The 24,358-nt window shown below is 54.5% G+C and carries 21 protein-coding genes; 4 read left to right on the forward strand and 17 right to left on the reverse strand.

The genetic code is table 11. From position 1 onward, the window contains the following. Positions 1-47 precede the first annotated feature (47 nt). Together DHN12_RS23040 and DHN12_RS23045 are read right to left on the reverse strand one after the other, a co-directional pair. Positions 48-944 (reverse strand): alpha/beta fold hydrolase, encoded by an 897-nt coding sequence (locus DHN12_RS23040; protein ID WP_159090198.1) that lies wholly within the window; start codon positions 942-944, stop codon positions 48-50. Between the two features lie 70 nt (positions 945-1,014). Next, entirely contained in the window at positions 1,015-2,673 is a 1,659-nt protein-coding gene (locus DHN12_RS23045) for an RcgA family putative transporter (protein WP_108862285.1), read from the reverse strand. 173 nt (positions 2,674-2,846) lie between these two features. On the opposite strand from DHN12_RS23045, the gene DHN12_RS23050 reads away from it, so the two are divergent. Then, positions 2,847-3,800 carry an autoinducer binding domain-containing protein gene (locus tag DHN12_RS23050; RefSeq protein ID WP_108862286.1) on the forward strand — a complete coding sequence of 318 codons (954 nt, stop codon included), beginning with the start codon at positions 2,847-2,849 and terminating at the stop codon, positions 3,798-3,800. Positions 3,801-4,606: 806 nt separating this feature from the next. Then, entirely contained in the window at positions 4,607-6,169 is a 1,563-nt protein-coding gene (gene cueO / locus DHN12_RS23060; protein WP_108862288.1) for a multicopper oxidase CueO, read from the forward strand. A gap of 310 nt (positions 6,170-6,479) precedes the next feature. Here cueO and DHN12_RS23065 read toward each other — a convergent pair whose 3' ends face one another. The 14 genes from DHN12_RS23065 to DHN12_RS24980 form a co-directional block, all read right to left on the reverse strand. Continuing rightward, the gene (locus DHN12_RS23065) at positions 6,480-7,688 is read right to left on the reverse strand and encodes an ABC transporter ATP-binding protein (RefSeq protein WP_108862289.1); all 1,209 of its coding nucleotides are present in this window, start codon (positions 7,686-7,688) and stop codon (positions 6,480-6,482) included. Between the two features lie 103 nt (positions 7,689-7,791). Further along, complete coding sequence (locus DHN12_RS23070; protein WP_108862290.1) at positions 7,792-8,277, reverse strand: plastocyanin/azurin family copper-binding protein; 486 nt, start codon at positions 8,275-8,277, stop codon at positions 7,792-7,794. 104 nt (positions 8,278-8,381) lie between these two features. Next, positions 8,382-9,092, reverse strand: coding sequence for a copper resistance protein B (locus DHN12_RS23075; RefSeq protein ID WP_108862291.1), 711 nt, complete (start codon positions 9,090-9,092; stop codon positions 8,382-8,384). Between the two features lie 32 nt (positions 9,093-9,124). Then, entirely contained in the window at positions 9,125-10,780 is a 1,656-nt protein-coding gene (locus DHN12_RS23080) for a multicopper oxidase domain-containing protein (protein WP_108862292.1), read from the reverse strand. 1,642 nt (positions 10,781-12,422) lie between these two features. Then, positions 12,423-12,971, reverse strand: coding sequence for a ubiquinol-cytochrome c reductase iron-sulfur subunit (gene petA, locus DHN12_RS23095; protein ID WP_108862295.1), 549 nt, complete (start codon positions 12,969-12,971; stop codon positions 12,423-12,425). A gap of 131 nt (positions 12,972-13,102) precedes the next feature. Further along, positions 13,103-13,546 (reverse strand): hypothetical protein, encoded by a 444-nt coding sequence (locus tag DHN12_RS23100; RefSeq protein ID WP_108862296.1) that lies wholly within the window; start codon positions 13,544-13,546, stop codon positions 13,103-13,105. A 5-nt stretch (positions 13,547-13,551) separates the two neighbouring features. Then, entirely contained in the window at positions 13,552-13,830 is a 279-nt protein-coding gene (locus DHN12_RS23105; RefSeq protein ID WP_108862297.1) for a DUF2933 domain-containing protein, read from the reverse strand. After that, positions 13,827-15,143: an APC family permease gene (locus DHN12_RS23110; RefSeq protein WP_108862298.1), complete on the reverse strand. Its 1,317-nt coding sequence runs from the start codon at positions 15,141-15,143 to the stop codon at positions 13,827-13,829. Before DHN12_RS23110 ends, DHN12_RS23105 begins: the two co-directional genes overlap by 4 nt. A 14-nt stretch (positions 15,144-15,157) precedes the next feature. Beyond that, a complete protein-coding gene (locus DHN12_RS23115) occupies positions 15,158-17,434 on the reverse strand; it encodes a copper-translocating P-type ATPase (protein ID WP_255415486.1) in 2,277 nt (758 codons plus the stop codon). Between the two features lie 133 nt (positions 17,435-17,567). Continuing rightward, positions 17,568-18,617, reverse strand: a complete 1,050-nt coding sequence (locus DHN12_RS23120) for a YncE family protein (protein WP_108862299.1) — start codon at positions 18,615-18,617, stop codon at positions 17,568-17,570. A 132-nt stretch (positions 18,618-18,749) separates the two neighbouring features. Further along, positions 18,750-19,109 (reverse strand): hypothetical protein, encoded by a 360-nt coding sequence (locus DHN12_RS23125; RefSeq protein WP_108862300.1) that lies wholly within the window; start codon positions 19,107-19,109, stop codon positions 18,750-18,752. An 84-nt stretch (positions 19,110-19,193) separates the two neighbouring features. Then, positions 19,194-19,562: a hypothetical protein gene (locus DHN12_RS23130; RefSeq protein WP_159090200.1), complete on the reverse strand. Its 369-nt coding sequence runs from the start codon at positions 19,560-19,562 to the stop codon at positions 19,194-19,196. Continuing rightward, positions 19,559-20,281, reverse strand: coding sequence for a TVP38/TMEM64 family protein (locus DHN12_RS23135; RefSeq protein ID WP_306418427.1), 723 nt, complete (start codon positions 20,279-20,281; stop codon positions 19,559-19,561). The genes DHN12_RS23130 and DHN12_RS23135 overlap by 4 nt, the downstream gene beginning before the upstream one ends. A 252-nt stretch (positions 20,282-20,533) precedes the next feature. After that, positions 20,534-21,076: a calcium-binding protein gene (locus tag DHN12_RS24980; protein WP_108862301.1), complete on the reverse strand. Its 543-nt coding sequence runs from the start codon at positions 21,074-21,076 to the stop codon at positions 20,534-20,536. 171 nt (positions 21,077-21,247) lie between these two features. On the opposite strand from DHN12_RS24980, the gene DHN12_RS23145 reads away from it, so the two are divergent. Together DHN12_RS23145 and DHN12_RS23150 are read left to right on the forward strand one after the other, a co-directional pair. Further along, entirely contained in the window at positions 21,248-21,973 is a 726-nt protein-coding gene (locus DHN12_RS23145; RefSeq protein ID WP_108862302.1) for a response regulator, read from the forward strand. Further along, positions 21,970-23,367, forward strand: a complete 1,398-nt coding sequence (locus DHN12_RS23150; RefSeq protein ID WP_108862303.1) for an ATP-binding protein — start codon at positions 21,970-21,972, stop codon at positions 23,365-23,367. Before DHN12_RS23145 ends, DHN12_RS23150 begins: the two co-directional genes overlap by 4 nt. A gap of 73 nt (positions 23,368-23,440) precedes the next feature. On the opposite strand, the gene DHN12_RS23155 is transcribed toward DHN12_RS23150, so the two are convergent. After that, positions 23,441-24,061 carry a trans-aconitate 2-methyltransferase gene (locus DHN12_RS23155; RefSeq protein WP_108862304.1) on the reverse strand — a complete coding sequence of 207 codons (621 nt, stop codon included), beginning with the start codon at positions 24,059-24,061 and terminating at the stop codon, positions 23,441-23,443. Positions 24,062-24,358: the final 297 nt, after the last annotated feature.

Consider the following 24,358-nt stretch of genomic DNA (forward strand, 5'->3'; position numbering starts at 1 on the left):
CTTGGGATGTTCGCAACCCCAAGCCTAGAAGGGGCAGCTTGCCAACACTATTCTGCTGGCGTCGCAGAAGCACCATGTTTGGTAAAGAAACCGGCAATCTCGCTTATCACATCGCCCCCTACTTCCGAGGTTTCTGTCAGCACGTCGTGCTTGGCATTGCGGATCATCGAGAACTCACCGTTTGGCCATGCCGCCATTCGACGCTTGATCGATGAGTTGTCTACCAGCTGGTCAAGCTCACCACAGAAGGTTATGCACGGAGTGTCAGGGGAAGGCATCTTTGAAAGGCTTCGGCACTCGGATAGGGCCGAATATAGCCACGCCATAGTTGGCCCACCGATTTGTAGCTCAGGGGCTCTTTTAGCTTGATCAACCCAATAGTCATACATGGCGTTATTGTGGGTTAGATTGTTTTCCTCGAATGGGGTCTCCAACACGTATATCGCGCTGCTCTCACCTGGGACGTATCTTTGCCCTATCCCAATTTGCTTGAATGCCCACGAAAGGGGCCAAGCTGCGATACGCTGAGCCGCAGTCATTCGTATTCCCCACATCGGGGAGATAAACGCCGCAGACACAACCGGCAGACCGTTGAACATCGCCCTGAGACCGATACAAGCACCCATCGACACGCCAATCAGGAAATACGGCTTCGGTAACTCCAAACTGTCCGCTGCCTCGATTAGAGCCTGAACGTCCTTCTGATAGTCTGAGAAGCTGTTGATGTGCCCCGCCAATGGGTCATCGGCTATACGATCCGAAAGCCCTTGGCTTCGCCAGTCTATGACAGCGGTTGCAAACCCATGCCTTGCGAACGCCTTTGCAACGCGCCCATATCTTTCTACGTAGCCAAACCTTCCCAGCATGAGCAAAATCGTTCCTTTGCTCTCGCCCTCGCACCCATAGGCGCCCACTCGGACACGTACATTATCTTCGGTCTGCATCCAGTATGCACTGCTGGACGCTGGCCCTTCCGCCATTTGATCGTAGAATTCAGCCTCTATCATTATCCACCTAATAGGTTCTTAGTTTCGGTCCCGATAGCACGTGTAGTGAAGCGATGGCACTGATACCGACAACAATAGAAAACCCAGTAAACCTCCCAACAAGCACCAAGCTAATCGACAACAGCGCGATCACACCCAGCATCTCGAACAGCGCAAGATAATCCCGTGTCGATTGCTGAATCCGGTCGCAAACGGCCAAACGCTCAAAAGAGCTTCGGAGTCTGAGAACTCCAAAAATGAAGACAGAGACCGTTACAGCCATCATCATGAAAGTTGTGAAATGGCTAATTGAGCTATTCACCAATAAGCCATTACGCAATGAGGTCGCATCAAAAGCACCCATCATGTCTATACTCATCCAAGAGAGGAAATCTGAGCTATCAGAAGACAGGTAAGTAATTTGAAGCTTTACGAGCGTGGCCAACCACAAAGCAAAGACAACAACCCTGAAACCGCCCCAAACCACTTTCTGTCCCTCTTTGCGGATCTGGTGGCTATCGATGTCGTTACCTTCTAGGTCCAATGTCGTGCAGATATCTTGGAAGTCCAAGACGATTATGACAAAGAATAGGAGGCCAAACATGAAAACTGCGATGTATGACGCGGTATACAAGTAGCCCACGAACGACAGCACCATTGCTTCCTCGATAGATATGACTTCTGGCCGAACAAGGGCAACAAGGTACCGATCGATCTGAACGCTGTTTGCATCTCCGGAAAGGTATGCAGGCAAGTAGATCCCTGCCCACTGAAAGCCGAACACGAAGAGAAGGCAAAAAAGGGCAATTGCCCAAAATGAAAACTTGAAATCGTTTACCTTAGCGTACCAGGCCGCGTTGCCCTGGCTGTCAGTTGACGTCACGCCTTGCAAAATGCATTTCGAACGACCGACCCGCTTCCAATAGGTTGTCAATTCGCTCACGTAATAGATGAAAGCCGGGAGAGCCACCAACGGCAAGACGGTCAGGGTTGGAGCCCAGATGAACCCGACTTGCTTGTCCAGACCTTCGGATGGGCTGTATGTGACACTCAGACTGTTGAAGACATAGTTCATCAGCCCAAGCCCGCAAAAAACCAGCCAATACACGATCAATAGGTTCATCGAAGCTGCGCCGCTCAAGATCTGTTCGCATTTCTCGGCAAGGGTCTTTGGATGACGCCGCGCGCCACTGATCCCACTGGTGTCAGTCTGTACAGAGGACGGCTCGGGAAATTCTTCGACTGGAATGGCATCAGCAGGCCATTGTTTCGCCGGGATTGGTTCTTCTACGGCCGCTTTTGTTGATTTGCGCTTCGTCTTACTTTTGCTTGCCTTCCTTTTTGCCGTCAGCCGCCTTTGCCCAGCGGTCAGCTCAGAGCGCCACGCTGTTGTGGCGTCGGTGTCATCACCACCGAACACCCGGGCTAACAAATTGATGCTCGGCGCGCTTATTCCTTTGTCATTATCTTCGAACCAGTGCTGCACGGCACGAAGGTCGACAGCGGCCTTTTTTGTCTCAATCTCAGATAGAGCAGCCGCAAGCGTTTGCGGCGTCCAGGTTCCGATCGGCAAACCATCGCCACTTATCGGCAAACCTACGCCGATATCCGTCGCGTACTTGAACAGCTCCTTAAAGTCGCTGCCATTTTTCGGCGGTAAGACAATATTTCTTTTATTATTTTTCAACGTTTTAGCAAGTTTACTCTCACATCTTCTCGTATGATCTCGTTCCGTTTCGTGGCATTGTCAAGCAGCTGTGGCAATCAACCTTAGTGATAGTGCGGCAAATAGGCTTCTCGTGTTCTCGACAACCGATAGTTGAAGGCCAAAACACAAACAAACGCCCGAGGACAACACACATGCAACTTACAGATATTGGGCAGAGCACCCTAGATTTGCAGCAGACCGGCGAAGCCAGGTTGCAAGAAATCTGCGACAGATATGGGCTGACAAATGCGTCTTATGCACACATCGACACGTCTCTCCAAATCGTTCATGGGTGCACAACCTTCCCTGCAGATTGGGTGAATTACTACACGGACAACAATCTGATATTGGCTGATCCACTCATTCGCTTTGGGGCGAGCACGATTGCGCCGTTGGAGTGGTCAGCATATTCCGCACAACCCGAGTATTCTCCAATGTTTGAGGCTGCAAAACGCTTCGGCGTCGGATGCCAGGGGATATCAATTCCCACAATCGGCCCGTTCGGTAGTCGTGGCCTTTTCACTGTCACCTCCAACCTACCCGCCACGCGCTGGCAATCAAAGATTCAGAAGCTCCTCCCCGAATTGCGACACGAGGCCCAGCTTCTGCACCTCTTGGCACTGGATGTAATCGACATTACCCTCGATTTCCCGGCGGAGTCTTTGTCTGGGGATGAACGAGATGTCCTTAAAATGTTGGCGGCTGGTTTGTCTCCGCAGAGCATCGCCCGCCAAATTGGCTTTTCCTCCGGCCTGATCAACATTCTTACGGACTCTATTATGACCAAATTCAGGAGCAATACGATTGAGCAGGCTGTCGGACGCGCTGTCAGTGTTGGAACACTACTGTGGACCGACTTCTTCGCAAATCCGGTGTTAGAAGTCGTCGATCGGGATCAACGTGTTCTACTTGGTGGGATAGTGTACTGGACCCGTAATAACTATGAGATCATCTCCTTTGATCGGGGTCGACAGGTTCGGGATCTTGCGAGCTTTGTACCGGTCGAAGCGGCGAGCTTGTCAGAGCGGTTTCTTATTTCTATCGAGGCCATAACTGGCGCATTTGGTGAAGATGCAGATCGAAAAATTTGGGTTAAGAACCTATGAGTAAGTTTAGCGGGTTTGGAACAAAGCTTCTTCGACCGCTCAAGTTCGGAAGTAAGGACCAACCACCTGCTCTTGGAAGTGGCAGGTCACTAGTGATACGCGGCACCAGCTCCGGCATAGACCGGTTGGCGGCAATTGAGATGGCTGGAACTCAAGGCTTGCGAAAGCAGCGAAAGAGATGCGTGCAGCCAGCCAGGGCTCCGATGTTTGAGGTCTCCACCCTGTCAGGCTGCACTCCCGTTCCGCGGCAACTGGGACATTTCTACTTTGCACAACCAGTGACCTTTCTACTTGGTTGCAACATTGCCAGTTTTCGCGAATGTATTTTGCATAGGGTTTTTGCGTCAGTCATGTACAAAGAAAATCAGTGGGTTGCGCGAATGAAGTTCAGTGCTGCAAAAAGGGTCGTTTTCGCCGCCCCATGATGGGACCGCGCGCAGGGGCAGGCAACGACCAGTAGAACCAGCGCGATATAGATCCAGAGCCCCAGGGTGCACCAAAGGCAAACGGCGGGATAAGATTGATGGAAATCGCGACAATCATGAGCTTACCCGCTGAAGCAAATCCGACTGTAAGTCGGAGGGTCTACTCCAAGGCGTGGATACTAAGCTAGCTTGTTTTCAGCGGGCTAGACGCAGGAGGTAAAAGCTACGAGAATAGACAGTGGCGGGGGTACGAGTAGAGCCATTACGCTGACTAAGGTTGCGGCCTAGATATGAAGCAGCCTGGATCAGTTCAGGTCTTGGTGAACCTCAGGCAGGCACTCCACCGAATTGCGAAAATGGCGACTCTAAAGGTTTGCGGAGATGCGAACACAATCAAATCGAAGACAGATCCTCGGCGGCCTAACTGCTCTAGGCGCAAGTGCGCTGATGCCGGCGGTAAACCAAGCGGCCGCACAAGGTGCGAGACCAGCACTATCGATCCCACGCGAACTGTTTGCCAATGCTGATGGGGCAATCCACTTAACCGCGCAGACAGGCTCGATGACATTTGGCGACCGACCCCATACTTCTACGTATGGGATCAATGGCAGCTTTCTTGGGCCAGCCGTACGGGTAAAGCGCGGTGATCAAGTTGTCATGCATGTAAGGAACGCCCTGCCCGAGCCCACGACCATTCATTGGCATGGCCTGATTATTCCTGGCCAGGTCGACGGTGGACCGCATCAGATAATCGCGCCCGGAGAGAGCTGGCAGGCGCCACTGTCGATTGATCAGCCCGCGGCGACGCTTTGGTTCCATCCGCATATCTATCCCGCCACTGCCGAACTGGTCATCAAGGGCTTGGCCGGATTATTGTTAGTTGACGATGATGAAACCACCAGACTTGGATTGCCTTCCACTTGGGGCCTAGATGACATTCCTCTGATCTTGCAAGATCGACGGTTCAAGTCCGATGGCGATTTCTTCCACCGATTCAACCTCGCTGCGGTGACAGTAGGCTATGTCGGCGATGTCGCACTTGTTAACGGCGCAGAATACCCGATCGCAAAAACGGCTAAGGGATGGCTGCGCCTGCGTATCCTTAACGGATCCAACGCGCGCAGCTATCGGTTGGCAGCGTCCGACAATCGCGCGTTGTTTGTGATTGGATCGGATGGAGGGTTGTTGGCACAACCGGTGCAAATGACGGAACTTGTTATACATGCTGGCGAGCGATACGAGGTGATATTGGACGCGCGCAACGGTAAGGCATTCGATCTTGTGACCCTGCCAGTTGAGCAACCTATCATGCGATTGCCGCCCTTCGATGTGGCGTTGCCCATGGTCTCGATTGATCCCAGTGGACCTATAGGCATTGGTGTCTTGCCTGATACATTGGCCGCAATGCCCGCGTTGCCGTCCACACCTCCACCGACTAGTCAGACGTTGACAATGAATATGAATCTAGACCAGCAGGGAATGAAAGCTCTGATGGACGCCGGACTAATGGCCGTAACTAAGGGATCCGCAAGCAAAACCGACTTACAGAAGCTGACGGACCTAATTGAAAAAGAACCTGTGCTTTCGGAAATTGATCAATCGGCGGCGAATGGTGTCAACGGGTCTTCATTTACACTGGATGCCAAACCCTTCGAAGCCGAACAGAACACTTTGCTACGCTGGTGGATCAATGAAAACAGTGACGCAATGACGCATCCGGTTCACATCCACGGTTGCCAATTTCGTCTGTTGACCATTGATGGTACGGCTCCACCGGCTCATCTCTCGGGTTGGAAAGATACAGTTGCCATATCCGACGGAGGTTCAGCCGAAATCCTCGTACACTTCCCTCATTCAGCTGGGACGCAGACGCCATTTATGGCGCATTGCCATATATTGGAGCATGAAGATTCTGGGATGATGGCTCAGTTCACTGTCGGTTAACAAACGTGTGTCGCATGTCTTTGAAAGGACTGGAACGACTACGTTTTTTTGGGCATTCTCGAAAGCTCACGATAAGATGCTAAGTTGCTTAGCCGATCTGTCCGCTTGCAACCTTAGGTTACAGTTAGTCTTAGGCTCCAGACTTCAGTAACGGGATCGTCCACGCCAAGGAATATAAGCAATCAATATAAGCCGCCAAAGCGGAGCTTTTTGTTTGTCTCGTCCGTTCGGCTTTTTCGCATCTTAGAATGTGACGTTTTATTCAACGCTGGCAATTCGCTTGACGAGAACTGATTATGTGACAGTGGTATTACGCACGTGATGGGTGCTCATCAAGAAACTGATAGACTGCCTTGTAGCGAATTCGCGTGTCTTCAAACTGCTGATAAAACCTGAACAGCTCCTTGAGGGGTGCTGAAAAATCTTTGTAAGCTGCCAGTACGGCAATCAGGGCGCCAAGCGTGATCCTCTCCTGTATGACGAAATATCCGCCAAGTGTGTAAAACACGAATGGCGTCAAGGCTGTAAGGAAGTTATTTAGTGCCTTGGCAAGGAACTTCACTCTGTGAATACGCCACCTGATTTCTTCAAGCCGACGGAGCGAGGCAGCAGTTTGCAGGACATCGCGGGGGTGATCGTGAGCTGGATCAAACTGACGTGCCAAGCAGCGGCTGAGAATTCGCATCTCTTGAATTCGTACGTGGACAAGCCGGTTCACGATTCGTTGAATGTACGGCAGCAAAAACAGTTGTACTGGCAATACAGTTACTGCAGCGAATCCTAGGATCGGATCCTGCATGAACATAAAGGTCAGGATCGTGGCCAACGATCCGCCTTGCATTACAGGTAGAGTAATCAAATCTGCAGCCATTCCACCTATCGGCTCGATTTCCTGTCCGAGCACCTGAGGTAGTTCACTTTTTCGCGCTAGGTGTTTCTGATTTCTCCATCCGCGATAGATAAATAGGCGGAGCCTCCTAAGGCACCGTTCAGCTACACGCCCTTTCAACACGTTTAGTTTGTATTTTCCCAACCCATTCAATGTGATAGTGAGAAAATATGCAACACTTAACACAACCAGGAATTGTATCTGGGTAAGGCTGTACCCCGCAAAGCTTACTATATCTTGCGAGTTATCCAGCCCATTGTTCACGATTTGCTTGGGCAACTCCAAAGACAAAAATAGCAGCGGCATTAACGAAAGGCTGAGCACAATAAGGCAAACTTGCCTGTCGCGCGTGGTTCGAACAATTTGTGAGACCAAATTGTGGTGAAGACCTGCGGCTTCATGCAGAGGCCTCACATCTCGGTTCGGCGCTACTGGTTTCAAACGAAAATAAAGAGCACGTAGGGCTAGAAATGTAGTCGACACTGCTAGAAACATTGGAACCAACACCAATACCAAATGTAGTGCTGGATGAAGCCAGGCAGGTGCGGCTTCGTCATAGCTGAAACTCAGCCATGCAGCGGCTTTGTGAGCAAAATTGTGATACTCGGGGAGTAATTGATCAGTCGGCATACAAAATCAGTTTTTGAGTTTGGTATGCGGCAACCATCTTGGGATTGCCGCACACATCGGCGCCGTTGCATGGGAACATTGCGGTTAACTATACCAGCAAGAGTTACTGCACTGTGATGCTGCCAAACATACCAGAATCGTAGTGCCCAGGGATCAAACAAGCGTACTCGAAATCACCGCTATTGGTGAAATTCCAGATAACCTCACCTTGTTCACCGGGCGACAACGTAACTGAGTTTGGAGTTCTGTGAGTTTCTGTGCGGGCCGCCATAATCTCTTTGTGTATGCTGTTTAGCTCAGGCGTATCCAAGATGAATTCATGGTCAACTTCACCGTAATTCATCACCTCGAATTTGATAGTCTCGCCCTTTTTTATATTCAGTAGCGAGGGTGTGAAGATCATACCACCTTCATCTGTCTCTTTCATCGAGACTTTGACGATTTGGTCAACATCGCGGCGGTCGCCGGGTATTCCAACTATCGTTTTTCTGCTTTCGCCGATGTTGCCGGTACCGAGGCCAGAAGGAGAGGCCACTACAGAAGTTCCGATCAATACAAGCAACGCTGTGGTGAAAATTATTTTTTTCATGTCTTCTCCATTAATCTGAAAAGGAACATGCTTCCTTTTCAGATTCAGTGTTAAAGAAAGCCTGGGTTTGGCAGGTTGGCCAGAACCGGCCTGAAATTCTGACGTCAGAACACGAGCCTTGCACCAGCCACGACAGCAAAGATTCCATTCTCTTCGCCGTTTGCCCTGATCAGATCCGCAGTGCCGCCGTAAGATTTTTCGTAGTTGACGCCAACATAAGGTGACACAGCACGATCAATGAGATCGTAGCTGAGCCGAAGACCCGCTTCGACGGTAACTCCACCTGCTCTTTGATTGTATTCAAGATCATCCTGCAGCGGGACAGTTAGCTCAAGATTAGGGATCAAATACAATCGGTTTGTCAGAGCACTTTCGTATTCGCCTTCGAAACGAAAGAACGAATTCTCCGAAAGATAGAGATCAGCATCAATTTCGAACCATTGTGGCGCCAGTCCCTTGATACCGAGAACTGCATTGTACCGCTCTGGAAGATCGCTGGGCGTATTTACATAAACTCCCACCACAGCGTCAAAAAAACTCGAAATGGGCATTTGCAACCGTAGTTGGTTTTCAAGGGTCTCGAATTCACCGGAGCTCTCTTGAACCTCCGCTTCGCTACGCCAAACGAACCTTAGCTCATCAGTTCCAACGAAGGCGTCGAAATCCCACTGAATAGTATCCTCTCCTTTATCATTGGATCTGTACTCCAATTGCTCCGCCTGAAACCCGTAGGTATAGGTCTCTGCGCTTGTGTCAGCGGTCCAGCCAAACGAAAGCCCGGCTGCCGCAAGTGTTGGGGCGATTAAATTTTTCATGCTTCTTTACTCTGTTTTTTGCTGTCTGGAGGTCAGGCAGGGCCACCTTGAATGATTATTTTGCGAAACATGCCCGCATCGGCGTGGTAGGAAAGATGACAATGGAATGCCCATTGGCCAGTTACGTCCACTTCGGTTTCGGTATAGACGGTAGTTCCCGGTGCAATATTGACAGTGTGTTTGATCGGATCGTACTTGCCCTTGCCGGTATCAAGAATTGACCACATACCATGCAGGTGCATTGGGTGTGACATCATAGTTTCATTGACAAACTTGAACCGGACCCGCTCCCCGTACAGCAGCTTGATGGGCTCGGCCTCGGAAAGTTTCTCTCCGTTGATCGACCAGATGTATCGCTCCATGTTACCAGTCAGACGCACTTCAATTTCGCGTGTTGCCGACCGATCCCTATAACGCGGTTTGCGCGCCTGAAGGTCATCATAGCTCAGGAATTTTCCGCCGTTCGCCGCCACAGGAGTCAATCCACTACCTGATGCGTAGAAGGGGTCTGCAGCTTTCGTGGTTGAAGCGACGTTGTGGCCCATTTTGCTATGGTCCATTCCGCTCATATCCATCATCGAGGAGGTCGCGTTCCCCATGACAGGTTCTTCCACGCCCGCTCCGCTCATAACACCGCTCATATCCGCCATGGTGAGACGTGGTTTATTGCGAAGAGTTGGAACTGGCCCTGCCATTCCCTCACGCGGGCTCAAAGTGCCTCGGACCAACGCTGTCCGGCCCATCGACTCGGCCACAATGCTGTATGCGCGGTCTTCCTTGGGCTGGACGATCACATCATAGGTTTCGGCAACGGAAATGCGGAGCTCATCCACCGTGACCGGCTCTACATCATTGCCGTCAGCCTGTATAATAGTCATTTTCAGGCCTGGAATCCGCAAGTCAAAATAGGCCATTGCGGAGGAGTTGATTAGCCGTAAACGCACCTTCTCACCAGGTTTGAATATACCCGTCCAGTTCTGAGCAGTGCTTTCCCCATTGATGGTGGGAGTAAAGCCTTGAACATCTTCGACATCCGTTGGCATCATACGCATCCGACCCCACATCTTGCGGTCTTCCAGTGCAGCCCTCAGACCTACGTCACCGGTGTCTTTGATGAGATCCTGTGCGGTGCGTTGTGAACGATTGTAGTAGTCTGCCGACATTTTCAGGTTGCGCATGATCCGCTTACCTTGATGCGGATGGGTATCAGTCAACTGAACAACATAGTCGCGGTCAGTGCGGATACTTTCGCCTCCCTTTGGCTCAATCACGATAGCTCCATAGGCCCCGTCTGGTTCTTGAAACCCGGAATGACTATGAAACCAATAGGTTCCGGCCTGTTTGATTGGGAAATTGTATGTGAATGTTTCGCCAGGTTTGATGCCATCAAAACTGATCTTGGGGACACCATCCTGATCAAATGGAAGTATTAGCCCATGCCAATGGATCGAGGTGCTTTCCCGCAGGTTATTGGTCACATTAATAGTGACGTCCTCGCCTTCCTTGAAGCGAAGTATAGTGGGCGTCTGTGTGCTATTGTAGCCGACGCCTTTCTTTCCAAAATCTTCGGTGCCGATCCGGATTTTGTCTACAGTGATATTGTATGTGCCAGCCTGGGCTGTGGTTACAGAGCACAACGCAAGGGTCGCGCCGGTCAGAGCCGCGCGCAAGGATTTAATGGATGACATTGTCAGTCCTTGTAAAGATTATTGGTATTGACGAAATCCACTGCGAGCAGTCACTGCGCACAGAAACGTGAAGATATCAGGATCGTTCACGAAACTGCTTCGACGCATTCCCAAACTTCTCCTGCAACCCTTTCAAGGCTAAGAGAAGACAACGAAATGTCTATGAAAGATACGACTGACAAGGCAGTGGAGTCAGGAGCTTGAGTTCAAGCTTTGGGAGGCGGGACACGAGTCTCGGGACCGGCCAACCTTTTGTTAGGTTCGGTCAGAGGAACTGAAAGCTTTATCACGGTTTCAGAAATGGCGCGGTCATACCAAAACTGAAAGGCAACCGAGTTCTCACAGCCTATTGCCTGGTGGCACCGAGCAGAACTGAGAGTTGCACTTAAGGCGGATGTTTCAAGCTGTTCTGCAACGAAACTGTCCGAACGGATATCAGCAGCAACCGCCATAGGGGCAAGAAACGAGGATGCAGTCAGCGCAATTGCCAACAGCATTGAAATCCACAGTTTTCCCGCCTGTTGGCGCATTATTTTATAGTTCCTTGTCCTTTTGACTACTGGTCAAGTAGTTGGGTATGATTTGCAATTCAAGAGCGGAACTCCGAAAAATTTATAATATAGATTCAACTTCTTGAGAGCCATTGGAAGAAGGCAAACCTGTTTGATTTGAGTCGACGAACTAGACCTAGGTTCGGCAAAAAAAGCCTAATATTTCACCATTTTGTTCTCACGATTTTGCGAAAGGAGCGACCTGACCTTCCTGCTTGGCAAGGCCGGGTGAGTTTGTGATCTAGGACTGTTGGAGCATGTCAGATAATCATCAATCAGGCCCACAGGAGGATTGCGTAAAAGGAACCGCTGGTAACGCTATAGAATTGGTGATGATGGCCTGTCGCATCATTGTGGTCTTGCAGATCGTTTTTATTTTCTGGTTGGTCGGGCCGTTGGCGGGCTCTCTAAGTCACGCAGTCTGCCCGTACCGAAGAACCCATTCGTGGCCCTCAACTTCATGCATAAGGTTATGGGAATTTCCCGTCATTCGACCACGAAAATACCCAAGCACCCGAATTCAATCGAAGCCTGGGCAAAATTGCACGCGAAAGCCGACGGCAATCTCCGACTATGGAGTATCTGCGCGCCCGGTCGGCGGCCGCAGAACCTTCGACTACGCTTGCACTGTCGGCTTGCGCGCCACGCGCAAAATTTTCCTCCTTGCAGCTACTGTCCTCCGACGATTGCTTGCTCCAGGATTGCCATGTTCAGTTGTCAGGCACAGAAGGCGATGCCAGTCTTAACTACGACAACGGTCGCGAAAGGCTTGTCAGCTGATCACACGGAATTGCTTCTTTGTACCCGAACACCATTATTCCGCCTTGCAACGCCGAGATCACTATCTCGAGTTATTTGACACATGGAATGCCACCACTCGGGTAACTGGAATTCCAAACATCAGAATATCTTTGTTGGGCGGATTTCGATGTGACAACACTCTTATCGGACAGGCTTAGCGGTTCGACCAATGGCTTACCTCTGATTCATCGAAGAAAATAAAGCGCGCAAATGAACCAGAAACCCGGAACAAACAAAGATGCTTCTGACGAGATGACCGGGTCCTTCTACGGAAGCCATACAAACAGTATTCAGCCGATCTTGATCCGCGTATCCGAGGTAAACTCATATGGCGGTACGTCGAGGTTGCGCGGTGCTGGGCCTTTGCGAATGCGGCCCGACGTGTCGTAATGCGAACCGTGGCAAGGGCAGAACCAACCGTCCCAGTCTCCAACAGGTTCGCTGCCGCCCTGCCCCAGCGGTATGCAGCCCAGATGGGTACAGACACCGACCACCACAAGCCATTCCGGACGTTGGACGCGGGCCGCGTCCGGTTCTGGATCAATCATCGGCACTGTATCGTCTTCCTGGGCCAATTCGATACGTTCTGTGGTCCGATGGTCAATGAAGACTGGCTTGCCCTTCCATTTCACCGTTATTCGTGTTCCCGGCCCTACCCCTTCCAGATCGACATCAACTACAGCCTGAGCTGACACATCGGCGCTTGGGTTCATGCTGTTGATCAAAGGCCAGATAGCCGCGCCAGTGGCAACGACCACTGCACTTGTTGTGGCATAATACAAAAAGTCACGCCGGGATTCGTCTCTTGGGGGTTTTCTTCTTTCTGAGATATCAGACATAACGTTCCTCCAACCTGTCCGTACCTCGCCGTCATATTGCAACGGCTTGGCCCGAGGGATTGAGCATGTTGCCCTATTTCCATCAGTTTGTGGCGATCATGGGTCCTCCATGGTTTTCCTAACGGTTCTTCTCAATCAGGCCGTTCTGATACTGCCCACGCGGCATTTGGTCCGTACAGCAGCCAGCCATAAAGGATGCCGCCAACAAACGCGGGAAAAACGCCTGAAGCAATGAAAAGACCGGTGTTCTCTTGCCCGCCAAAATATCCAAACCGGGCGTCAATCCGGCTGCACAGAACGGCGCAATAGCTACCGACTACCGCGACGACCAGCACTGCCCGCCACAGCGCGGCGTTACCCCAGTACCGGAACTCCACCCAAACCAGCGTTGCGACGCCGATCACCGCGCCCATGGCTAGCCCGCAAGTCAAAGTCCACACGGTTTTGCCGGCAAGGCTGCCCTGTGGAAACAACATCATGCCCCAGACAACCAAATAGAACAGCTCTGCCAACGTAGTTAGCAAAATTGCTGTTCCCAACACTGCATAAAAGCGGATCGCGGGTTGTGCGGTCATCGTTCTCAGTGCTTGCCGTGGCCGCGATGCATGAAGAAGTGGATGCCCACGCAGGCCAGTAGGAACAGCAACGGGGAACTGAGCAGCGGATAGATTACATCGCGGTATTCCCAGCCCAGTACAGCGGCGCCGAAGGCTAACGCCGCGGCGACTGGAAGCCAATTACGTTTGGCGTGCCCGCTCGGTTGTGATTCTTTTTCTACCACTTCGGACGAGTGTTGCGGGGTGCTCTGTTCAACTTTGTCACGCTGGACATGGGTTTTTTCGGCGTTTGAATGGGTCATGGCAGATTTGCCTCCTTATTGATGATCCAGTGTTTGAGAAATGTGCGCTCGTAAGCGAAGACCAGAACGATGCCAGCAACGGCATAGACCACGATCATCGGGTCCGAGCGCAGTTTGAGTGCTGTGAATGCGATCAAGACCACGGCATCCAGCGCCAGGGCGGTCAGCAAGACCCAGCCCCGAGCGCTGATCTGACCGCGCAGCCGGCGCCAAACACCCCAATGCACGGCCATGTCCATCACCAGGTAAAAGAACGCCCCCAGCGAGGCGATGCGCGACAGGTCGAACAGCACCGCCAGCAACCCGGCGATGACAACCGTGTAGATCAGCGTGTGCGACTGGATACTGCCCGTCATGCCGAAATGGCTGTGTGGGATCATCTTCATGTCGGTCAGCATTGCTAGCATCCGCGACACAGCGAACACACTGGCAATCAGCCCTGAGGCGGTGGCGACCATTGCCAACGCAACAGTCAAGTAAAACCCACCCTGCCCCAGCACCGGTCGGGCGACCTCGGCCAGGGCATAGTCCTGTGCGGCACGAATCTGGTCCGGTGGCAGGCTTGTACCCACAGCGAAGGCCACCAACAGATAGACTACTGCGCAGATCGCAATCGAAATCATGATGGTGCGCCCGACGTTGCGATGCGGATCGACGATCTCGGCGCCGCTGTTGGTGATTGTGGTGAAGCCCTTGAACGCAAGGATCGACAGGGCCACAGACGCAATGAACCCCAGAGGTCGGGTGGACGCAGAACCCTGCGCCTGCCAGTCCCCGCCCGCGGCCCAAAGCGCGACAACGCCAAAGATCGCGATCCCGCCGATCTTGAGCGCCGACATGACGATGGACCACAAACCCACCGAGCGGTTCCCGGACCGGTTGACCGCATAGGCAAAGACAATCAGCGCCACCGCGACCACAGGCACCAACGGCCCGTCCTCGATATCGAAAGGCCTGAGCGCATAGGTGGCGAAGGTGCGTGCCACGAGGCTTTCGTTGATCACCATCGACAACGCCATCATCAGCGAAGCCGCCGCCGCCACTGCTCCCGGCCCGTAGGCCTTTGTCAGGATCATCGCGATTCCGCCCGAGGACGGCCAGGCGTTGGACATGGCGATGTAGGTATAGGCGCTGAAGGCCGTCACAATCGCTCCAAATACGAAGGACAGTGGAAACCACGGCCCCGCTAACCCGGCGATCTGACCCGTCAGCGCGAAGATTCCGGCGCCGATCATCACGCCCGTGCCCATGGCCACCGCGCCTGTCAGCGAGATCGAGCCCGACTTCAGGCCGCCCCCGCCCCCGTGCGTCATATTCTGATGCGTACTCAAATCTTCGCCCCCCGCAGGCGTAGCGCATTGAGTACCACCGAGATCGACGATGCGCTCATGGCGAAAGCAGCGAACATAGGACTAATCAGGATGCCGAAGAGTGGGAACAGCAGGCCTGCCGCTACCGGAACGCCCGAGGCGTTATAGATCAGGGCAAAGAAAAGGTTCTGGCGAATATTGCGCATGGTGGCGCGCGCCAGCCTGCGGGCACGCACGATGCCATCGAGGCTGCCGTTGACCAGCGTGAAGCCTGCGCTTTCGATCGCCACGTCCGCGCCGGTACCCATAGCGATGCCTACATCGGCTTGTGCCAGCGCCGGCGCGTCGTTCACACCATCACCGGCCATGGCGACCTTACCTCCTTTCTCCTGCAACTCGCGGATGATGCGGGCCTTGTCCTCGGGCAGAACGTCGGCACGAATCTCGTCAATACCCAGTCGTTCGGCTACCGCCTTCGCTGTGCGTTCGTTGTCGCCGGTCGCCATGATGATGCGGAACCCCAGTTCGTGCAGCGCCTTCAGTGCGGCAGGTGTGGTTTCCTTGACCGGGTCGGCGACGCTGACCAGACCGGCCACCGCTCCGTCCAGCATCACGAACATCACCGTTTCACCCTGATCACGGCGCGCGTCGGCCTTGGCTATCAGATCGGCTGCCTCGAGCCCAAGATCGGTGACCAGTTTCAAGTTGCCAAGCGCGACCGGGCGACCACCCACCGTGCCTTTTACGCCCTTGCCGGTCACCGCCTCGAAATCGCTGGCGTCGGACAATACCACGCCACGTTCCTCGGCACCGGTGACGATCGCTTCGGCCAACGGGTGCTCCGATCCCTTTTCCAGCGTAGCGGCCAGCCGCAGAACCTCTGCCTCGTCATGGCCGGGTTCGGGAAGCACGGCGACAAGGCGCGGCTTTCCCATGGTGAGGGTGCCGGTTTTGTCTACGATTAAGGTTTCGATCTTCTCGAACCTCTCCAGAGCCTCGGCATTTTTGATCAGAACGCCGGCCTGAGCCCCGCGCCCGGTAGCCGTCATGATCGACATCGGAGTGGCAAGGCCAAGTGCGCACGGGCATGCGATGATCAATACTGACACCGCTGCAATCAGAGCGTAAGACAGAGCCGGGGCTGGTCCCCAGATCGCCCACGCGATAAAAGCCAACGCAGCTATGCCGATGACCGCCGGCACGAACCAGCCCGCCACTTTGTCAGCGTATTTCTGAATCGGCGCGCGAGAGCGCTGCGCGTTGGCCACCATCTCAACGATCTGCGACAGCATCGTGTCAGCACCCACACGGGTTGCCTCGATCACAAGGCTACCGGTGCCATTGATCGTGGCCCCCGTAACCGGCTCGCCCTGTACCTTCTCGACCGGAACCGGCTCGCCAGAGATCATGCTTTCGTCAACAGATGAGCGACCTTCGAGCACAACGCCGTCTACTGGCACTTTGTCGCCGGGGCGTACCCGAAGTCGGTCGCCAACCTGAACCTCTTCAAGCGGGATTTCCTCTTCAGTTCTGTCAGGTCGGATAATTCGGGCCGTCTTTGCAGCCATATCCAGCAAAGCACGGATCGCCTTTCCGGTGCCTTCACGTGCACGCAGCTCCATCACCTGCCCGAGCAGAACAAGTGTAACGATAACTGCGGCTGCCTCGAAATAGACCCCTACATGGCCTGCTGAATCGCGAAAACCGTCTGGAAAAATTTGGGGCATCAATACGGCTACAACGCTGAACAGCCACGCTGCCGTCACCCCCATGGCAATCAACGAGAACATGTTCAGGTTCATAGTGCGGAACGAATTCCACCCCCGTTCCAGAAATGGCCAGCCGCACCACAGGACGACGGGTGTGCCAAGTACCAGTTCGATCCATAGGGTCGTGCGTTCACCAAAAATTTCTCGCACGCCTGACAGCCCCACATAGGGGCCCATCGTGAAAACCAAGAGCGGCAGCGTCAGAACCGCGCCCACCCAAAGGCGACGGGTGAAATCCACCAGTTCGGGGTTCGGCCCCTCGTCGACCATCGTCGCGCTTTCCAGCTCCAGCCCCATGCCGCAGAGTGGGCAAGGCCCAGGTTTGGTTTGCCGCACCTGTGGATGCATCGGGCAGGTATAAACTGCTCCGTCATAGCCTGCGGGAACGACGTCATATTCACCGCCGTCAGTTTCGGTGAATGCGTCACTATGATGCGCATGTGTGTCGACGGCGCCCTCGGGTACAAGGTGCATTCCGCATTTGGGGCAGTTGCCCGGCTCAGATTGACGCACGTCAGGATGCATTGGGCAGACATAGGCGACCTCGGCCGCAATGTTTGCGTGGGTTCCGGTGTCGTGGACTTCTGTCATGTTCTGATCCCTGGTTTGAGCGTTGGTTGTAGAGCCGTTTGTTTTCGCAAAGGTCCGGCACAGTCCTTCAGGGTAGAACAACCATCTGGTGGCCCTCACCCAGTACCGGCACTTCTGATACAGCCGTCAAGCTAACCTGATCGACGATCCAAACCTTCGGTTCGGTCCGGCTCGATACCATCACTTTGCCCGAATTCGGTATTGTCGTCAGGTGGTAAGGTGCCGGTGACAGGTTGGTCGCGCGCTGTTTTCCCGTTGCGAGATCGATCGACAACAGCCGGTCGGTGCCCTTAGCGGCCACGAACAAAACGCCTTCGCGGTCGGACAGGCCGATCCCGTGCAGCTCGCCACCAATGTCATATATGTCGGTGACGGAACCGCCGGCAAGATCCACGCGAAAAGCCTTGCCGCCATCGCTGTCGGCGACGAAGGCGGCGCTGCCGATGGCGTTCAGCACCAGATGCTCCGGGCCTTCGCCAACGCGGATGTTGCGTGCGACAAAGCCCTTGGCGACTTCTACTTCGCTGAGCGTGCCATTGCCGGTGTTGGTGACATAGACCTTGTTGCTGTCAGGCGAAAAAACCGCGTAGTTGGGCATTGGCCCGGTGGCAACGAAGCCTCGGAAACTGAGCGTTTCGAGGTCGATAATCGAAATACCGTCACCACCCGGATGAGTCCCCACCGCAAACCGCCCGTCGGGCGACACCGCGGTGTGATGCACCGCGCCTGGAACCTCGATCTGGCGGGCGACCTCGCGTGTTTCTGCATCAAGGATCGTCAGCAGGCTCCGCCCCTTGTCTTTGGGCAACACGGTGACATCGCGCTTGGCGTGGTGCGCGGCGTGTTCGTCCTCGGACATACCTTCGGGTTTTGGTGGCGTTGTAGTATCGGTTTCTGCGTAGCTGCCCGCGACCAGGTACTTAACGCCGGGCGCGCCGGCCAGCCCATGGACCGCCACGAGCCTCGGCAGCCGCTCGACGGTCTTGCCGGTTTCGGACTCGATCACCAAAACCGAGTCCGCGCTGCCTTCGGGAATGAACACGGTTGCCGCAAGCGTAAGCGAAGGCGCGGTCAAAGCTACTACGGACAGGCCTGCGGCCAGATTGAGCAGGGTCATTTAGGTTTCCTTTCGTCAACTGAAACGCGCACCATGGCGGGCACGTGCAGAAAAATCCGGTAGATGACGACCATCAGGAAGGGTGTCAAAAGCAGGGTCAGAGCGATGGCCTTCATGGCTTTGTCCTTTCAATCAGTTGAGTTTTGTGCGAGCCGCAAAGACATTGAACAGTCCGCCGAGCAGCAACGCGGCGTACCAGCCGTAGAGAAACGCCCATAACAGTCCCAACAGGAATGAGGGCAGGCTGAGCCAGATCATTCCGGGCATCAGGCCGATCCAAGCCCGGTACATGGCAAAACTTGGAAAGATCAGGTCAAACGCCACGCACAGCAGGTAGGTTGCGGCCAGAAACAGGCTTAGCGCCCAGCCAAGGGTTATCACCGGAACACCCGGCTGATGTTCTTGTATCCCCATCACGCAGGGGCCACAGGCCAGGCGCAACAGTGCGAATAGCACCGCGCCCGTGACGAAAAAGTACAGAATGGTAAGCATGGTAAGTGTCCTGAACTGAGTTGGGCCGCAATCAACGGCTTGGGCAAGACCCCGGTGCGAATCCGGGGCCATTGCCGGTCACATTCAGGACAGGTTTGGCGGATGTGGTAGTGGTGCGACCGGCAGGCTTGCGCGTGGTCGGAACCGTTCTGGCGCCACGGGCGTAGCAATACGCATCGAGAGCAATTCAGGTGCCGCCATAACTGCCATCGCATAGCAGCCCGGGTGCACTGAGCAGTCTAATTCTTCTGATGGATGAGACGCGGGATACCCACCGCTGTCATCGATCACAAGCTCGGCCTGGGTGGCGGCCTTCGCGATGTCATGCCCGGCATGGGACGGCACAACAGAGATCAGCATCGAAACCACCAACGCACAGATCAACAGGACCTGCAGTCGGCCCATGGCTCGGGCCGGCCGTGTCGCAGTTGATATCCATTGTGCGCGGATCACTTAGGGTTTCCTCCATTCTCCAACAGTTTAGGACCGCTTGGCCGGGTCGCATTGATCTGGCTCAAATCGTTTTCTGATGGGCCATGTGGCGTTTTACGTTTCCAAGCCAACCAGATAAGCGGCGCCCCCGTCAACAGCCCAAGCCCGATAACCGCAATGCTGGTGCCGCCTGTCGCGGTTTCGGTAATCTGGCTGCCCAGATGGGCCAGAACGAAACTGGCCGGCAGGAGTCCAGCCAAGGTGGCCAGTGCGAACCGCCAGAACTGAAGCCGGGTCAGACCGGCGGCATAGCTGACCATGTCGAAAGAAACGAAAGGCATCAGGCGGCTGGTGAACACGGTCAACATCAGGGCATTCTGCGATCCAAGCAACCCCAAGTCCAGCTTGTCGCCGAACCACCGGCGCAGCGCGTCGTGCCCCAACCAACGGGCTATCAGGAACGCCAGCAGCGCCCCCAACTCCGCCCCGATGGCAACCAATGCGGTTCCCAGCCCATGCCCATATGCCACCCCGGCAGCGACAGCGATCGGAGCACTGGGGATTGGGCTGGCAACCACTGCGGCTGTCATGAAGCCGATGATGACAGCGGGTCCGAACGGGCCGGCCCACTCCACCCACGCAGCAATGATTTCGCGCGATAGTCTTGCATCCAACGCGCCAGACAGCCACAACCAGATGGTGGCGATCAGCAACGCGATCAAAACCGCGATGAAAGCCAAACGGCTATTGCTGTGCAGGCCTTCCAGCTTTCGTTCCTCCTATTACATAGCTCGCCACCCCTATACGGGAGTGACGGATTCCGAGTTCACTTAGCGATGTATTTGACCAGCGCTACGATCGCCAGAACGATCAACACTGCAATCAGCAACATCCAAATCATGCCAAACCCCATTCCAGCGCCATAACCCATCATCGCTTTGTCCCTCAGTGGTTTGTGGCCGAGTGCGATGACCCGGCTACACGGTTGCGTTTCAGTTGTTGGTTTCAGGGGCTTTAGGCGCGGGTTTTGGGTCTTTCACGCTGTGTTTAGGCGACATTGTCTTCGCGCCTTTCTCGACTTCCCCGGCAGTCACCGCGCCATCGCCATTGGCGTCAAGGTGCTGAAATCGGTCCACCATGGTTTCGCGGATCACTCCGGAATGCAGCGCCTCGAATTCGTCAATCGACAGGTTGCCATCACTATCGACGTCATGCGCCTGCATCCGGGCCTTCAAACCTTCGGCTATCTCAGCCTCGCTCACGCGACCGTCCTCGTCCATATCCAGAACCAACAGCCAGTTGCTGCGCATCATGCCCTTGCCATGCATACCACCCATCATCTGGCCATGCATCTTCATCATCTTTTGCATCATACCGGCGTGATCGCCATTCATGCCGTCGGGCGCACCCTTCATCATGCCACCCTGATGGCCCTGCATCTGCTCGCTGCTGCCATGCTGACCTGCGGCAAGTGCGGGCAGAGCCATCAAAGACCCGGCCAAGGCTACGGCGGCCAGCTTGAACGTGCGTTTCATGACTTTCACCTCTTGGTTTTTGTTTCGACACCAAGCATATGGCCCTCGACAGGCCCACCACTACCCCCCTGCCCTGTCTGGTTTGTATCGCCTTGTCGCAACCCGCCTGCCTGATACAAAGCGATACAAAAAAGCCGGGATTTGCTCAGCTCCGGGGCCTATGATCGCGCCATGACAGAAACATCGCATATCCTTGTCGTCGACGATCACCACGAGATCCGCGATGCGGTCAGCCGCTATCTTGAAAAGAACGGGCTACGGGCCAGCACTGCGCGCGACGCCTCCGAGATGGACGCGCGACTGGCAGCCGGGCGGTTCGACTTGATCGTGCTGGATATCATGATGCCGGGCGAAGACGGTCTTTCGGTTTGCCGCCGCCTATCCGCCGCCGGAGGGCCGCCAATCCTGATGCTGACAGCATTGGGTGACGACACCGACCGTATAGTAGGGTTGGAAATCGGGGCCGATGACTATCTGCCTAAGCCGTTCAACCCGCGTGAATTGCTGGCACGGATCAAAGCCATCCTGCGACGTACCGATATCGACGCGCCCCCAGTTGGAGGCTTGGCAGGCAAACAGATCGCTTTCGGGGACTGGGTGTTGGACACCGACCGCCGCACCCTGACCACGGCGGATGGAACCGAAGAAAGCCTGACAACCGCCGACTTCCGGCTGCTGGCCGAGTTTCTGCAACGGCCGCGCATGGTGATGTCACGCGACGCGCTTCTGGACTTGACCGCCGGCCGCAGCCCTCACCTGTTCGATCGTACGATCGACAACCAGGTCAGCCGCCTGCGCCGCAAGATCGAAGCTGACCCAGCGCGGCCGAAACTCATCACCACTGTAAGAGGTGGCGGTTATTGCCTGTCAACTGACGTGCGCGAGCTTTCGGAATGAAAGTCTTTGCTCAAAGCTTGCGCGGTCAGCTTATCCTTTTGATCATCGCGGCGCTGGCTGCGGCGCAACTGGTCAGCCTGTGGCTCTTTGTCGACGAACGCTCGATGGCTGTACACATGGCCCTTGGTATGGAAACGGCTGGACGCGCCGCAAACATCGCGCGACTGATCGAAGATGCTCCACCAGAGATGCACGATGCGATCCTGCGAGCGGCGAGCTCTCCGTTGGTGCGTTTCAGCCTTACAAATACGCCGGCGGTCGATCACACCGGGCATAACGCTGGTGGGACAGTCGAAAACACAATTCGCAGAATTCTGCCGGGCTATGAAAACCGCCCCATCAGGGTCGAGTTACATGAGTTCTCGCCCGATATGCTGCCGGCCGAAGGTTTTCCGTCTACGATGGCTGAAATGCACATGGCAATGATGCGTGATGACGTATCCACAGTTGAAATGCAGCTGTCGATCGCTCTGACGACCGATCAATGGCTCAACATTGATACCCGGTTCCACAACCCACCATTGCAATGGCCTTGGCAATCCTTTGTCAGCTTCGGGTTCACTGCAACTCTGATTCTTGGTGCAGCCATTTGGTTTCTACTGACAAGGCTAACCGGCCCTTTGCGCCGCCTTTCACTCGCCGCAGACCAGTTCGGTCGCGGTGAAGACGTCCACGAGCTGACGGTTTCCGGGCCGACTGAGGTGCAAGATTTAACACAGGCGTTCAACCGTATGCGTGACAGGCTGACCCGCTATGTTGCTGATCGGACCAGACTATTGGGAGCGCTGGGTCACGATCTGCGTTCACCACTGACAGGATTGCGAGTTCGCGCCGAACTGGTGGACGAGGACGAGACACGTGACCATTTGATCGAGACCATCGAAGAAATGCAGGAAATGGTGGACTCCACCCTGTCATTCGCCAAGGGCGTAGCCACGCGAGAACCTTCAAGTACCGTTCCAATTGGTGAGTTCGTAACCAAAGCGGCTGAGGATCTTATCCAAGCCGGTAACACTGTCGAGGTAGTGGTAGCAGACAATCCAGCTGTCACACTTCGGCCGATGCTAATGAAGCGCGCTTTGCGCAATGTAATTGAAAACGCCTGCCGGTATGGTGCCCGGGCCAACATCTTGGTCACGCAAGAGAGGAATGAAGCAAAAATATTGATTCAGGACCAAGGCCCCGGCATCCCGGAGCATATGCTTGACGCGGTATTCGACCCTTTCGTGCGGCTTGAAACATCACGCTCGCGAGAAACTGGCGGAACCGGCTTGGGGTTGTCGATCGCACGTACAATCATCCAATCTCACGGTGGCACCATAGAATTGTCAAACCGGGACTCTGGCGGCTTGTGCGCTCAGGTAGTTCTGCCAGTTTTTGAGGGCCAAACGTAACTTGTGAACACAATCGGCACGTTCTGAAAGCTTATTGGAAGCGCACCGCTTTGGGCCAGTTTCAGGTGTGGGCTCAAACGCAGCGGCGGAGAACACTGAACTGGAAAGACTGACTTTCCCCCCAAGGGGTTTGGTGCAGGTGATGGCGATGCGCGACGAGTTCAAAGTGTTCCTCGAAAAGCGCGGCGATATCGCTCGGACTATAGCGGGCGACCGGGAGACCACTGCAAGTCTCTGGCCCATCAAGTGCAAACGTAGCAATGATCACATGGCCGCCAATTTTTACCCCTCTCTTCACGCTTTCCAGATAGGCCGCGCGTTGCGATGTATCCACGAGAAAGTGAAAAACCGCCCTATCATGCCAGACGTCATATCTGCGATCGGGGACCCAAGAAGTTATATCTGCGGAAATCCAAGTGACTGTTTCAGCGGCGCGCGCCAACCGTTCCCGGGCCGTGTCCAACGCGACCTGCGATAGATCGAGAACTGTCACGTCATGGAGCCCCTTCGCAAGCAACGCTCCAGCAAGACGAGATGTACCTCCGCCAATGTCGATGACGGATGAAGGCTTAGACACTCTGATCAACTCGATGAGTTCAAGCGATATCTCTGGATCATCCTCGTGCCAACTCAATTGGGTGTCAAACTTCTCGCCATAGACATCGTCCCAGTGCTCTCTTGTGTTAGCCGTCATGTCGTATCGTTTTCCCAAGTCGTCGCCCTGGAGATATCCTCATTTTGACCGCTCCGCGCTGCGTTTTCGACGGGAGCAAAAACCAACAAGGCAACGCCCCAGACAATTCGATGCTGGTCCGTTGAATGGCCGCATGAAGTCATCTCGGCGACAATGTAGTACACACATTCCAATTGTGAAATGTTTTTGGTGGGATTTGCTTGTCGGTCAGATTTCCACTGGGCTCGCAAGCAGCTCCAGAATTTAGCGCAAGTTTAACTGCAGTGGCGCGGGCCGGAGATACCGAAGCGTTGGCAG

It is taken from the genome of Ruegeria sp. Alg231-54 (assembly GCF_900143525.1).
In the GTDB taxonomy this organism is placed as follows: domain Bacteria; phylum Pseudomonadota; class Alphaproteobacteria; order Rhodobacterales; family Rhodobacteraceae; genus Ruegeria.

Coding starts and splice junctions, on each gene's coding strand:
- DHN12_RS23040 (WP_159090198.1), bottom strand. CDS start 944: ATGCAGACCGAAGATAATGTACGTGTCCGAGTGGGCGCCTATGGGTGC.
- DHN12_RS23050 (WP_108862286.1), top strand. CDS start 2,847: ATGCAACTTACAGATATTGGGCAGAGCACCCTAGATTTGCAGCAGACC.
- cueO (WP_108862288.1), top strand. CDS start 4,607: ATGCGAACACAATCAAATCGAAGACAGATCCTCGGCGGCCTAACTGCT.
- DHN12_RS23065 (WP_108862289.1), bottom strand. CDS start 7,688: ATGCCGACTGATCAATTACTCCCCGAGTATCACAATTTTGCTCACAAA.
- DHN12_RS23070 (WP_108862290.1), bottom strand. CDS start 8,277: ATGAAAAAAATAATTTTCACCACAGCGTTGCTTGTATTGATCGGAACT.
- DHN12_RS23075 (WP_108862291.1), bottom strand. CDS start 9,092: ATGAAAAATTTAATCGCCCCAACACTTGCGGCAGCCGGGCTTTCGTTT.
- DHN12_RS23080 (WP_108862292.1), bottom strand. CDS start 10,780: ATGTCATCCATTAAATCCTTGCGCGCGGCTCTGACCGGCGCGACCCTT.
- petA (WP_108862295.1), bottom strand. CDS start 12,971: ATGTCTGATATCTCAGAAAGAAGAAAACCCCCAAGAGACGAATCCCGG.
- DHN12_RS23100 (WP_108862296.1), bottom strand. CDS start 13,546: ATGACCGCACAACCCGCGATCCGCTTTTATGCAGTGTTGGGAACAGCA.
- DHN12_RS23105 (WP_108862297.1), bottom strand. CDS start 13,830: ATGACCCATTCAAACGCCGAAAAAACCCATGTCCAGCGTGACAAAGTT.
- DHN12_RS23110 (WP_108862298.1), bottom strand. CDS start 15,143: ATGACGCACGGGGGCGGGGGCGGCCTGAAGTCGGGCTCGATCTCGCTG.
- DHN12_RS23115 (WP_255415486.1), bottom strand. CDS start 17,434: ATGCATCCTGACGTGCGTCAATCTGAGCCGGGCAACTGCCCCAAATGC.
- DHN12_RS23120 (WP_108862299.1), bottom strand. CDS start 18,617: ATGACCCTGCTCAATCTGGCCGCAGGCCTGTCCGTAGTAGCTTTGACC.
- DHN12_RS23125 (WP_108862300.1), bottom strand. CDS start 19,109: ATGCTTACCATTCTGTACTTTTTCGTCACGGGCGCGGTGCTATTCGCA.
- DHN12_RS24980 (WP_108862301.1), bottom strand. CDS start 21,076: ATGAAACGCACGTTCAAGCTGGCCGCCGTAGCCTTGGCCGGGTCTTTG.
- DHN12_RS23145 (WP_108862302.1), top strand. CDS start 21,248: ATGACAGAAACATCGCATATCCTTGTCGTCGACGATCACCACGAGATC.
- DHN12_RS23150 (WP_108862303.1), top strand. CDS start 21,970: ATGAAAGTCTTTGCTCAAAGCTTGCGCGGTCAGCTTATCCTTTTGATC.
- DHN12_RS23155 (WP_108862304.1), bottom strand. CDS start 24,061: ATGACGGCTAACACAAGAGAGCACTGGGACGATGTCTATGGCGAGAAG.